Raw genomic sequence first — 12,645 nt, forward strand, 5'->3', positions numbered from 1 at the left:
TCGCTGGTTGCTCATGGCACCTCCTAATGGGCCTCATTTTAAGGCTTGGAGGTGTCTACGAAACTAGGGGCGATTCATTGCGACAATATTCGCGCATAACACACATAGCCCGTTCGCAATCGCGCCGCGCATAATCACTAATCGAATACGATTTACGAGAAGGGAAATAGCTACACGTCATGTGCGAATTTTCTTAATCTTCCAAATGGTTGTGGGTAAATCACTGCAGTCTGTTGATCCATCACACCGGCCCTTTAAGACCAGGGCCCACGCAAAGACAAAAGACTGCAGTTTTTCGGCCAACTGCCCCGGCCAGGCCTTATTGCCAGCCAAACCTGCCAATATAAAAGCTTTTCACGGCCTGGGTCAGCGCCATGTAAGCCAGTAAAATCACGGGCAAGAACACAAAGTACAGCGGCGGCAGCGCCTGCAATTTGAAGTAGCCCGCCAGTGGCCCCATCGGCAGGAAGATGCCCACTGCCATGATCACCCCTGTCATCACCATCAGCGGCATCGCTGCGCGGCTCTGCAGAAACGGGATTTTAGGCGTGCGAATCATGTGCACGATCAGGGTTTGAGTCAGCAACCCGACCACGAACCAGCCCGACTGGAAAAGGGTCTGGTGTTCAGGTGTGTTGGCCTTGAACACGTACCACATCAAGCCAAACGTCAGGATGTCGAAAATCGAACTGATCGGCCCAAAAAACAGCATGAAACGGCCTACATCCGCAGGCTGCCAGCGCTGTGGCTTTTTCAGCATTTCCTCATCGACGTTATCGAACGGGATGGCAATTTGTGACACGTCATACAGCAAGTTCTGAACCAGCAAATGCATTGGCAACATCGGCAAAAAAGGAATGAATGCACTGGCCACCAGCACCGAGAACACATTGCCGAAGTTCGAACTGGCTGTCATTTTGATGTACTTGAGCATATTGGCGAAGGTTCTACGCCCTTCCAGCACGCCCTCCTCCAGCACCATCAGGCTTTTCTCCAGCAGGATGATGTCAGCTGCTTCCTTGGCAATATCCACGGCACTGTCCACCGATATGCCGATATCCGCCGTGCGCAGTGCCGGAGCGTCGTTGATGCCATCACCCATAAAACCCACAACATGGCCATTAGCCTTGAGTAAACGCACGATGCGTTCCTTGTGCGTGGGTGTCAGTTTGGCAAATACGTTGGTGGTCTCCACAGCCACGGCCAGTTGGGCATCCGTCATCCGTTCAATATCATTGCCCATCAGCAAGCCTTGCTGCTCCAGGCCCACCTCACGACAGATCTTGGCCGTAACCAGCTCGTTGTCACCTGTCAGAACCTTTACCGCTACCCCGTGCTCGGCCAGGGCTTTAAGCGCCGGTGCGGTGCTCTCCTTGGGCGGGTCGAGGAACGCCACATAGCCAATCAACGTCAACTCCTGCTCATCACTCAGGCTGTAAGCGTCACGCCCATCAGCCATGGACCGCGCAGCCACGGCCACAACGCGCAAGCCCTCTTCGTTGAATGCCGCAGTCACTTGGCGAATGCGCACCAAGAGTTCATCGCCAAGAGTTTCTTCCTTCTCCCCATGACGAACTGTCTTACATACGGAGAGTACTTCCTCGACAGCTCCCTTACAGATCAGCAAGTGCGGCCGGTCCTGCTCGACCACTACCACCGACATGCGCCGACGGGTAAAGTCGAACGGAATTTCATCGACCTTGCTGAAGGCCGTCCCCACGTTCAATTCGCGGTGGACCTCGACGTGCTCCAGTACTGCCACGTCCAGCAGATTTTTCAACCCGGTCTGGTAATAGCTGTTGAGGTAGGCCATTTCCAGTACGTCGTCAGACTCCTGCCCCCAGACATCCACATGCCGGGCCAGAAAAATCTTGTCCTGTGTCAGGGTCCCCGTTTTATCGGTGCACAGTACATCCATCGCACCAAAGTTCTGGATGGCATCCAGGCGTTTGACGATGACTTTTTTACGCGACAGGAAGACGGCTCCCTTGGCCAACGTCGAGGTCACAATCATTGGCAGCATTTCCGGAGTCAGCCCCACCGCAACGGAAAGTGCGAACAGCAAGGCTTCAGTCCAGTCGCCCTTGGTGAAGCCGTTGATAAACAGCACCAGCGGCGCCATCACAAACATGAACCGGATCAGCAACCAGCTGACTTTGTTGACCCCGGCCTGGAATGAGGTCGCACCGCGCTCAGTGGTCCCGACGCGCTGCGCCAGAGCACCGAAATAGGTGTTATTACCGGTCGTCAGCACGACCGCAGTGGCGGCCCCGGACACCACGTTGGTGCCCATGAACAAAATAGTGTCCAGTTCCAGCGGGTTGCTGGTCTGGCTGTCGAGCTGACGCGCAAACTTTTCCACGGGCATGGATTCGCCCGTCATCGCGGCCTGGCTGACGAACAAATCCTTGGCGCTGAGCACCCGGCAATCTGCCGGGATCATGTCGCCAGCAGACAATACGATCAGATCGCCCGGCACCAACTGCTTGATCGGCAGCTCGATACGCTGCGCCCCCCTGATCTGGCGTGAGGCGCCGGAAAACTTGCCGAACACGGGCGAAGCGTCTGCACTGAAGTCGCGACGCATCACCGTCGCGGTGTTGCTCACCATGTCTTTGAGCGCATCGGCGGCTTTGTTGGACTTGGCCTCTTGCCAAAAACGCAGCACGGTCGACAGCACCACCATGGTGCCGATCACCACCGCCGCCTGAATGTCATCAGTGGCCAGGGAAACTGCGGCGAGCAAGGTCAGCAGCAAGTTGAACGGGTTTTTGTAGCAATGCCACGCGTGTATCCAGGGGCTTAGCGGCTGCTCGTGTTCGATCTCATTGAGGCCGTGGCGATCGCGCAGCACATCGACCTCGGCGTCGCTCAAACCGTCGGTGTGGGTGCCCAGGTTGTCGATCAGTACCGCGCTGTCACTGTTGGCCGCGACCACCAGCATCTGTGCCAGCGTGGGTGGTACTTCGCGGTTGACCGTGGTGTTGGTCAGGCTGTCGAGCAGGACCAGACGCCGGAAATGCCGGCCAATATGGCGAGTCCGCAAAAAGCCGGCGAAAAATTCTTTCAGGGAGAGTTTCATGGTGCTGCTCCTGCGCCGCCTGCGCTCACGCCATGCAGAGTACCTGCGCAGCCGGCATTGATCTGAGGCCTTCGTTCATGGGGTCAAACTCGTGAGCGAGCCAAAAGGCACGCGCATGCAACGTGCTGCGACCTGCCACTGGAGGGGCGTAATCACATACGTTTCTGTGTCGATAAGTGGACTTGGGCAATCAGGCCAGAACAGCCCAACCAAGACGCCAACTGCTTATGCGCGACGTTTTCGAGATTAAACCTTGGTGGGGTTTGTGGTGTGCATATAAGAAAGTTCTTCAGGCGCAGTTCAGTTTCATCTCTGAAATGTCATGCAATCTGATTTTTTAGCGCCACTCAGGCGTTGTCCCACTGCCTGATACGGATTCGGCAATGCTTCATGGCGTTAACGATATGCTTCTCGACCACACTGCGCGATACCCCGAGGCGTTCGGCGATTTCAGGGTGCGACAGTCCTTCGATCTTGCGCAGCAGAAAACACTCGCGACACGCCGCAGGCAGCTCAGCCAGGGCTTTCTGGATCATGGCCAGGCGCTGGTCGTGGTCCATTAATAGTTGAGGCGAGGGGCTGTAAAAACGCTCTTCGCTATCCAGCACTTCCAGCGGTTCGGCCTGGCGCAGGCTGCTGCGGCGATGGCCGTCGATCACCAGATTAAGTGCAGTGCGATACAAAAAAGCACGTGGCTGCGCGATCGGCTCGTCGCCTGAACGCTCCAGCACTCGCACATAAGCGTCATGCACCACGTCTTCGGCCGCCTGGGCATTACCCAGCCTGGCACTCAAAAAGCCCACCAGTTCGCGATAGTAGTTTTCCAACAGGACTCCTGGCCGCAACAGCAACGGCAACACTCCATGAGCGCAGAAACAGATCTAATGGGATAACGGCGTGATGATGGCACTTTTGTAGATGTAATTTATAGTAATTCTCATATAGATTTAAACCCCAACCCCTCAAACAACTGCGAAACATTCAGCAGCATCCCAATCGGCAAACCGCTAATGGGGTGGCAGTCGGGGGGGTCAGCTGAAGATTCATGATCTGTGGTCAAGAGTGCTTTGCTTGGCCAGCGGTTTTTCCGCCGGTGAAGGGCGAGGAGACTCAACCTCATTCTTACGTCCACCAAGGAGATATCCATGACAGTTCCAGCATTTGGCCTCGGTACATTTCGCCTTAAAGGCCAGGTAGTCATAGACTCGGTCAGCAATGCCCTGGACCTGGGCTACCGCGCCATCGACACCGCACAGATTTACGAAAATGAAGCTGAAGTCGGCCAGGCCATTGCCGAAAGCGGCGTGGCGCGTGACGAACTGTTTATCACCAGCAAAATTTGGGTCAGTAATTTCGCCAGGGAGCAACTGATCCCCAGCCTTGAAGAGAGCCTGAAAAAACTGCGCACCGACCATCTGGACCTGACCCTGATTCACTGGCCGAGCCCTGACAATGCAGTCCCGGTAGCCGAGTTTATGGGCGCATTGCTTGAAGCCAAAGAAAAGGGCCTGACCCGGCAGATTGGCGTCTCGAACTTCACCATCGCCCTGATGAAAGAAGCCATTGCCGCGGTGGGCGCGGAAAATATCGCGACCAACCAGATCGAACTGCACCCCTACCTGCAAAACCGCAAAGTGGTGGAATTCGCACAAAGCCAGGGCATCCATATAACCTCGTACATGACCCTGGCTTACGGCGAAGTACTTAAAGATCCAGTGATCATGGCCATTGCCGACCGCCATAACGCCACTGCGGCACAAGTGACCCTGGCCTGGGCCATGCAATTGGGCTATTCGGTGATTCCGTCTTCGACCAGGCGCAGCAACCTTGAGAGCAACCTCAAGGCCTGCTCACTGAAACTGAGCGATGACGACATGGCCCGGATTGCAGCCCTGGACCGCGGTCATCGCCTGACCAACCCACAGAGCGTTGCGCCAGCGTGGGATTGACCTTGAATCCTTCAAGCCCCTTGTAGTCGCTGACGAGGAACGAAGGCTGCGAGCGGCTGGACACGTTCAGAAGGGGCACCCTCCCATTGCTTTCAAGCCCCCCTCGCAGCCTCGCTCCGCGAGTCAGCGACTACACGGCCCACGCAATCACGGGTTATTGGAGGCCAAACCGCTGCAACTGCATTTCCTGCAGCCGGCTCAAGGTGCGGCGAAAGGCAAACTCCAGGTACCCCTGGGTATACAAATGATCCATCGGCACCTGCGCTTCAATACACACCGGTACCTTGCGGTCATAGCACTCGTCGATCAGGGCAATAAAACGCCGCACACTGTCATCGTATTTTGACAGTTGCGGCAGCTCACGATCCCCCGCCTCGACCTTCACCGCCCCGTCTTCCGTACCACGGGCTATTTTGCCTTCGCGCTGCTCGGCACTCAGGCAGGGCACTTCGCTGAGCAACATGACCTTGTAACGATCACAAATCTGCATGAACTCAGTGGCCGCCAGCGGCTGCTCGCACAGCTCATGAAAATTGCACCACAGCACCCCATCACTGGCCTGCACCACGTTCAGCGAGCGATGGCCCACATCAATGGGTTGGTCAGACACCGCCTGGCCCTCGGTCAAGGATCTGAACACCGGCTCTATGGCACTCGGCCGGCCCGGCCCGGTCACCCAGTAACGCTGATGTGCAATGCCGGGATGCAGGCGGTGGTCTTCAATACCGTTTACCGCCACCACCTCCATATGCTTGAGAATCGCCGTAATACCGGGAGCAAAACGATCACGGTTAAAACCGTGACCATAAAGGTCGTTCGGTGGCTGGTTTGAGGTACAAACCAGCACCACGCCTTCATCGAACATCACCTGAAACAGACGCCCAAGAATAATCGCATCGGCAATGTCATTGACGAACAGTTCGTCAAAGCACAGCACCTTCACTTCCGCGCCCAGGCCTTTAGCCAGTGTCTTGAGCGGGTCCGCCGTACCGGTCAGCTGAAACAGGCGCTGATGTACCCATTGCATAAAGTGATGAAAATGCTGACGCCGTGCGGGCACCCGCAGGCTTTGATAGAACTGATCCATCAACCAGGTTTTGCCCCGCCCCACCGGCCCCCACAAATACACGCCATTGACCGGCTGCGCACCCGAGTGCAGGGCCTCATGGCAGCGCTGCAAGGCCTGGACTGCAACCCATTGGGCGGGGTCGTGGACAAAGCCCTGGTGTTCGACAGCTTGTTGATAGGCATTAAGGGGGGACACGACATTCATATCGATAAATGGCTCCTGAACCAGAGAGGCCAGTATGCCAGCCAGGAGACGACCCAGGCACTTGAAAAATAACGCAGGGCCCTCACATTGTTACCCATGTGGTAACAGAGCATTTTGCCATCAGCTATTTTTACTTTTGCAAATCAGCGTAACCTCACTCACATGACTCAACTATCAGTTGCACTTGAAACTCCGGTACTTCGTACGCACCCGGCGACCTTGCCGGGTGTCGTAACTTCTTCCCGCCTTATCGGCAAATGAAGTCAGTCAGCTTTAAATCTTGATTACTTTAGAGGCCAATCACATGAAAAATCTTATTGCACTGTTTCTCGCCGGTTTTGCCACATTGGCTGTTGCAGGTGAAACTTCCACTGTTCAGCCTGCGACTGTAGAACACTACCACTACGGTACCCAACTGGATATTGCGCGGGTGGTCAGCCTGTCCAACATACCCAAGGTGTGTGAAGTGGTACCGGCCACCATGGTCTATGAAGACTCCCAAGGCCAGCGCCACACCCTTGAATACCAGGTGATGGGCGACGGCTGCAGCACCCACTAAAGTTCAATGGTTGCACGCACGGATGCGACCCCAGCCCCCTCTTTGAGGGGGCTTTTTCGTGGTGCTGCGGAAAAAGCGTCGATTGTTACTGATCCGGAAAGACTCCATGACGATCTTTTGACTTTAATCAATACGCAGCGCGCGTATTCTATGTACATCCCTCAACGCAACACTGAAACAGGGCACGGTACTTCGTGTTACGCCACTTACTCCACGGCGTAACAACTTCGACCGCCACCATGGCAACTGAAGTCAGTGATTCGTGATTGTTTTAAGGTCTTATAAATGAAACGTTTGATCGCTCTTGCACTTATTGGCTTTTCTACGCTGGCGGCTGCTGACGAACTTCAAGTTACGCAACTACAACCGGTGGTCGAGCATTACACTTATGCCACCGACCTGGATATTGCCAAAGTTATCAGCGTGTCACCGGCTGCCGACGTCTGTGAAGTAGTGCCCGCACAAATGACCTACGAAGACCACCAGGGTCAGCGTCATATTCTTGAGTATCGCGTGATGGGCAATGGTTGCAGTAACGGCTGATATTATCGCCAGGCGCAACTATCCCCATACAGCCCCCGTTTAACGGGGGCTTTTTTATGGATGGCATTGCGCGGTACTCTCGACGCAAACCAATGGCAAGGAGCCACCCACGATGCAGCCCCTACCTACCCTCCAGACCTCGCGACTGGTACTGCAACCCCTGCAACTAAGCGACGCGCCCGCCATCCAGAGGCGCTTTGCCCACTGGCAAGTCGTGCGCTACCTGAATGCAGTCGTGCCATGGCCCTACCCGGACGATGGCGCACTGAGCTATGTGCGTGACGTGGCGCTGCCAGCCATGGCCCGCAGCGAAGAGTGGCACTGGACGATTCGCCTGTTAGCAGAGCCAGATGAGCTGATTGGCAGCATCAGCTTGATGGATGCCGTGGACAACAACCGGGGGTTCTGGCTGGCGCCGCAATGGCAGGGTCAGGGGTTGATGAGCGAAGCCTGCGAGGTGGTCGATGCCTACTGGTTCAAGACCTTGCACCGCGCGTGCATGCACGTGCCCAAAGCGGCGCCCAATACGGCTTCACGACTTATTTCCGAGCGAGGCGGAATGCGCTTGATAGGCAGGGAAGAGAAAGACTTTGTCAGCGGCAGGCTGCCATGCGAGCTGTGGGGAATAACTCGCGAACAATGGTTGGCCCGGCAGAAAACCTGAGGCGTAAAAACACCCGACCCTGTCAAAACAAACGATCAGGGCCGGGTAGAAACGCTCAGTGCACGATTCGTTTCAGGTACCGGGAATCAGTCTTTCTTCTCGGAAATTACCTTACCGGTCGAATCGAAAATAATTTCGTATTCCAGGCCATCGACCTTCTTGATGCCTTCGGCCTTCCAGATACCGGCAGCCGGGTCCTGGGCTTCAATTTTCTTGATCACGGTGTAGCCGTTCTTGTTCTTGAGAACTTCGACCAACTCCTTGGAGAATGCCCAGTTCGGATCAACAGGCTGAGCCATCGCTGCACCGGCACCCAACAAAGCAGCAGTAGTGATCACAGCAGCAAAGGTTTTCTTCAACATTGTCTTAACTCCATTAATTGATGTTGCGTCTGGTACTCAATGTGACTGGAACAACCGTAGCAGAGAAAAACCCGGCCATAGGGCTAAATGACATGCTTTTGACATGGCTCATGTTCTCGTTAGCTCTGGCACGGGGTTAGAATGCGCAAAACCGGGAAATATCAATGAGTGAAACACGCCACACAGACGCTGAAAACGAGGCCATCACCGAAGCTGCGGCTCAGTGGTGCCTGCGTTTGCACGAGCCCGACTGCACCTGCCAGGAACGTGAAGCTTTCGCTGTGTGGCTAAATGCCAACCCCCTCCACGCGCTGGAATATGAAGCGATGCTGGATGTCTGGGACATCAGTGCGCACCTGACACGTCCGGCCCCCGCTCCAGCCCGGGTGGTTGCATTGCCTCCCGCACCGCGCCGCAGCACCTGGCAGCGCTTTGCCGTGGCCGCCGCCATTACCCTGCTCGCCCTTCCCGTGGCAGCCTACAGCGGCTGGCAACTGGGCTGGGTGCCCAATGCCCATGAGCGCTACAGCGCCGATGCCAGTGCCAGGACGGTGACACTGCCCGATGGCAGCCAGGTCGAACTCAACCTGGGTAGCCAACTGACCTTCAGTAACTACAAGGATCAGCGCCAGGTGACCCTGAGCAAGGGCGAGGCCTTTTTCAAGGTCAGTCACGACGCATCCCACCCGTTTCTGGTGCAGGCGGCAGAAGGCCAGGTGCGTGTCACAGGCACCCAGTTCAATGTGTGGATGTACGAAGACCAGGTGCGGATCACCCTGCTCGAAGGTTCGGTGCTGGTCACCAGCAACAAGCGCCTGAGTGGCGATGGCCTGCGGTTGGAGCCGGGCATGCAGGCGCGTTACAAGGCAGGCGACCATGCCGCGCAAATTGGCCCGGTCGCGGCCGTCACCTCCGAGCTGGCCTGGCGCAACGGCCAGCTGGTGCTGGACAACCTGTCACTGGCTGACGCCTTGCCCCTGATCAACCGCTACCTCGACACTCCCCTCGCCCTGGCCGACAGCGCCACCGGCAAACTGCGCATTGGGGGTGTATTCAATACCCGGGAAATCGATCATCTGGTGACCTCCCTGCCCAAAGTGTTGCCGGTATACCTGAGCCGCAACACCGAGGGTCGGCCGGTGCTGACTGCCCGCCAGGCCCTGTAGAGGGCCAGAGCATGCCCTTCACGATTAAAAAAATTTAATAATCGCTCCAAACCCCCGCCTACACTGGTCGCAAACGCGATTGAGACGAATTCACGACAAAATTTCTACATTTGAATGTTCATGATTTCTGTCGCTCATTCGTCTAGTTAAGTAAGAGCATTTTTTTCTTTTCCTGATCAGGCTCTGAAAAGGAGTTTTTTGCATGCATAACCAGCAAATACCAACGGATGGTAGAAACCCGCATCGCGAAGTCGCTTTTCAGCCCGATACCGGGCTGCTTGAAGCGCTCGCGCCCTTGCAAGGCAACGAACGGATCCGCCACCTGCTCAAGTGTTTCGGGCTGCGTACCAGCCTGGTGCGGCTCAAGGTCATTGACGCGCTGTTAACGGCTGCAGGCAATGATCGCAGGCTGGGGGTGCGCGGCATGCACAGCCACTTGCAGGCGCTGGATATCCCGCTGTCATTCTTGAGTGTGCGCGAGGTACTCAAGCGCCTGTGCAGCGAAGGGGTGGTGGTACTCAACAGCGACAAGAGCTACAGCCTGCATCCACAGGCTGAAGCCGTTTTGACCGGCAAGATCGAAGCTTAGATCTTGGTCTTGCGGCGCATGACGCCGTTGATGACAACCACGACCACGGCCACACCGATGGCGATGTACTGGAACATCTTCTCGGTGATCATGCCGGCGTTTTGCAAGTAAGAAAGGCCGAACATGATGCCCAGAACCACCAGTGATATCAAAATCGAGTATTTCAAGCGCTGCGAAGGGGTCATGACCTGTTCCTGACAGTAAGTCCGTATACGAAAGCCGCCAACCGGGTCGGTTTTCATGGAGAAATTGAAAAAATCGGGCCCCATCTTACAGCCAAGCCAGCTTTTTGGCTGCCACCAACGAACATCCCGGGCCTGCCCTGCAGGCCCGGGCTAACGTTTGAAGGCACTCCCCGGCCGGGCACACAGGTCCACCAGCCAATCCACAAAGACACGTACCCGCGGCGACAATTGCCGATGGTGTGGATATAAGGCTGTTAACGCCAGCCGCGGTGGCAAACAGTCTCTGAGCACTTCTTGCAGGCGCCCTTCGCGCACCAGCTGCGCAACATGGTAATGGGGGGTTTGCACCAGCCCGTACCCCGCCACACACGCCGCCAGATACCCCTCGGCACTGTTGACCGCAAGCCGCTTGGGCAAGTCGACGAGGCGCACTTCATCATCGACCTGGAATTCCAGCCCGTAACGCTTGCCCGAGGCGCTGGAGAAATATTCCACCACCTGATGCCCGCTCAGGTCTTCGAGCGATTGCGGTACACCGCGAGCTTGCAAATAGGCAGGGCTGGCGCATGTCACCTGATCCATCTGCACCAGGGGCCGCGCCACCAGGGAGTCGTCCATGGTCAGTCCACCGCGGATCACACAATCCACACCTTCCCGAATCAGGTCCACCGGGCGGTCGTTGAGGCCGATTTCCAGTTCGATCTGCGGGTAACGGTCCGTGAACTCCGGCAAGGCCGGCAACACCACCAGACGCCCCACCGAAGCGGGCATCTCGACCCGCAGCGTGCCTTTGGGCTGGCTGCCGCGAAACAGCCCTTCGGCATCTTCAAGATCATCCAGCAGGTTGACGCAGCGCTGGTAGTACGCCGCGCCGTCCAGGGTCGGACTGACCTGGCGAGTGGTGCGATGCAGCAGCTGCACGCCCAAATGCGCTTCCAGTTGCTTGATCAACACCGTCACCGATGCACGAGGTAATTGCAGACTGTCGGCAGCCTTGGTAAAGCCGCCCAGTTCAACGATGCGAGTGAAGACCCGCATCGCGTTGAAACGGTCCATAACCCCTCCATTGTTTAGAAATTACGAACAGTGATGGTGTATTTACCCTGTTTATCTTGCCACTGTCGAGGTGAAGAATAGCTCTACCCCCACTCATTCAGGAGCACCTCGCATGCACACTCGCCAACTGGGTAAAGACGGACCTCAGGTCAGCGCTATTGGCCTGGGCTGCATGGGCATGACCGACTTCTACACCACCGGCAGCGACACCCGCGAAGCCGTGGCCACCCTGCACCACGCTCTGGAACTGGGCATCAACCTGCTCGATACCGCCGACATTTATGGGCCACACACCAACGAAGAACTGATTGGCCAGGCCATTCGCGGGAAACGCGAGCAAGTGTTTCTGGCCAGTAAATTCGGCATCGTCCGCGACCCGGCCAATCCGGCCTTTCGCGACATAAATGGTCGCCCCGAGTACATCCGCCAGGCCGTCGAAGGCAGCCTCAAGCGCCTTGGGGTTGAGACGCTCGATCTGTACTACCAGCACCGCATGGACCCGAACGTACCGGTTGAAGAAACCGTCGGCGCGCTGTCAGCTCTGGTCAAGGCAGGCAAGGTGCGTTATCTGGGCCTTAGCGAGGCATCGGTGGCGACCCTTGAACGAGCGCACAAAGTGCATCCGATCAGCGCATTGCAAAGTGAGTACTCGCTGTGGAGCCGCGACCAGGAAGGCAACGGTTGCCTTGAAGCCTGTCAGCGCCTGGGCATTGCCTTTGTGCCCTACAGCCCGCTGGGTCGGGGGTTTTTGACCGGTGCGCTAAGAACCGTGGACGATTTTGCCGCAGACGATTTCCGCCGTTTCAATCCCCGTTTCCAAGGTGAGAACTTCGGCAAAAACCTGCTGTTGGTCGAACAAGTGCAAACCCTGGCTGCCGAAAAAGGCGTGACGGCCGGGCAACTGGCGTTGGCCTGGGTACTGGCACAGGGCGATTACCTGATCCCGATTCCGGGCACCAAGCAACGCAAGTATCTGCAGGAGAATGTGGGAGCGCTGGAGGTCAAGCTGAGCGCCAGCGAGCTGGCCGCACTGGAAAGCATATTCCCGGCCAGTGCCGTGGCCGGGTTGCGCTATGCCGAAGCAACGATGAAGCAGCTCACTCTCTGAGACTGCACTACCTTTACCCTATCCTGTGGGAGCGAGCCTGCTCGCGATACAGGCAAACCGCGTCGCCTGTTTCGCGAGCAGGCTCGCTCCCACACCATCAGGTCATATC

General features: G+C 56.7%; 13 protein-coding genes. 7 read left to right on the forward strand and 6 right to left on the reverse strand.

Annotated elements, in window-relative coordinates:
- Positions 1-319 precede the first annotated feature (319 nt).
- Positions 320-3,082 (reverse strand): magnesium-translocating P-type ATPase, encoded by a 2,763-nt coding sequence (gene mgtA / locus GHN92_RS15865; RefSeq protein WP_153380572.1) that lies wholly within the window; start codon positions 3,080-3,082, stop codon positions 320-322.
- A 347-nt stretch (positions 3,083-3,429) separates the two neighbouring features.
- Entirely contained in the window at positions 3,430-3,909 is a 480-nt protein-coding gene (locus tag GHN92_RS15870) for a sigma-70 family RNA polymerase sigma factor (RefSeq protein WP_095019296.1), read from the reverse strand.
- A 318-nt stretch (positions 3,910-4,227) separates the two neighbouring features.
- On the opposite strand from GHN92_RS15870, the gene dkgB reads away from it, so the two are divergent.
- Positions 4,228-5,031 (forward strand): 2,5-didehydrogluconate reductase DkgB, encoded by an 804-nt coding sequence (gene dkgB, locus GHN92_RS15875; protein WP_133144179.1) that lies wholly within the window; start codon positions 4,228-4,230, stop codon positions 5,029-5,031.
- Between the two features lie 154 nt (positions 5,032-5,185).
- Here dkgB and zapE read toward each other — a convergent pair whose 3' ends face one another.
- Positions 5,186-6,304, reverse strand: coding sequence for a cell division protein ZapE (gene zapE / locus GHN92_RS15880; RefSeq protein WP_095020886.1), 1,119 nt, complete (start codon positions 6,302-6,304; stop codon positions 5,186-5,188).
- 304 nt (positions 6,305-6,608) lie between these two features.
- Here zapE and GHN92_RS15885 point away from each other — a divergent pair, with 304 nt between their 5' ends.
- From GHN92_RS15885 to GHN92_RS15895, 3 genes are all read left to right on the forward strand, one after another.
- Positions 6,609-6,863 (forward strand): DUF2790 domain-containing protein, encoded by a 255-nt coding sequence (locus GHN92_RS15885; protein WP_095001658.1) that lies wholly within the window; start codon positions 6,609-6,611, stop codon positions 6,861-6,863.
- Positions 6,864-7,148: 285 nt separating this feature from the next.
- A complete protein-coding gene (locus tag GHN92_RS15890) occupies positions 7,149-7,406 on the forward strand; it encodes a DUF2790 domain-containing protein (RefSeq protein ID WP_095019298.1) in 258 nt (85 codons plus the stop codon).
- A gap of 112 nt (positions 7,407-7,518) precedes the next feature.
- Complete coding sequence (locus GHN92_RS15895) at positions 7,519-8,070, forward strand: GNAT family N-acetyltransferase (RefSeq protein WP_095001660.1); 552 nt, start codon at positions 7,519-7,521, stop codon at positions 8,068-8,070.
- Positions 8,071-8,156: 86 nt separating this feature from the next.
- Here GHN92_RS15895 and GHN92_RS15900 read toward each other — a convergent pair whose 3' ends face one another.
- Positions 8,157-8,432 (reverse strand): PepSY domain-containing protein, encoded by a 276-nt coding sequence (locus tag GHN92_RS15900; RefSeq protein WP_095001661.1) that lies wholly within the window; start codon positions 8,430-8,432, stop codon positions 8,157-8,159.
- Positions 8,433-8,596: 164 nt separating this feature from the next.
- Between GHN92_RS15900 and GHN92_RS15905 the strand changes: the two genes are divergently transcribed.
- Both GHN92_RS15905 and GHN92_RS15910 read left to right on the forward strand, forming a co-directional pair.
- Complete coding sequence (locus GHN92_RS15905) at positions 8,597-9,598, forward strand: FecR family protein (RefSeq protein ID WP_095001662.1); 1,002 nt, start codon at positions 8,597-8,599, stop codon at positions 9,596-9,598.
- 202 nt (positions 9,599-9,800) lie between these two features.
- Positions 9,801-10,187: a fe2+ zn2+ uptake regulation protein gene (locus GHN92_RS15910; protein ID WP_095001663.1), complete on the forward strand. Its 387-nt coding sequence runs from the start codon at positions 9,801-9,803 to the stop codon at positions 10,185-10,187.
- Here GHN92_RS15910 and GHN92_RS15915 read toward each other — a convergent pair.
- Positions 10,184-10,372: a hypothetical protein gene (locus GHN92_RS15915; RefSeq protein ID WP_095020889.1), complete on the reverse strand. Its 189-nt coding sequence runs from the start codon at positions 10,370-10,372 to the stop codon at positions 10,184-10,186. The two genes, GHN92_RS15910 and GHN92_RS15915, sit on opposite strands and share 4 nt — an antisense overlap.
- A 150-nt stretch (positions 10,373-10,522) precedes the next feature.
- Positions 10,523-11,428: a LysR family transcriptional regulator gene (locus GHN92_RS15920; RefSeq protein ID WP_095001665.1), complete on the reverse strand. Its 906-nt coding sequence runs from the start codon at positions 11,426-11,428 to the stop codon at positions 10,523-10,525.
- A 112-nt stretch (positions 11,429-11,540) separates the two neighbouring features.
- Between GHN92_RS15920 and GHN92_RS15925 the strand changes: the two genes are divergently transcribed.
- A complete protein-coding gene (locus GHN92_RS15925) occupies positions 11,541-12,536 on the forward strand; it encodes an aldo/keto reductase (RefSeq protein WP_095019299.1) in 996 nt (331 codons plus the stop codon).
- The last annotated feature ends 109 nt before the right edge of the window (positions 12,537-12,645 follow it).

The sequence above is a fragment of the Pseudomonas sp. FSL R10-2964 genome (assembly GCF_009600035.1).
GTDB classification, from domain to species: domain Bacteria; phylum Pseudomonadota; class Gammaproteobacteria; order Pseudomonadales; family Pseudomonadaceae; genus Aquipseudomonas; species Aquipseudomonas bubulae.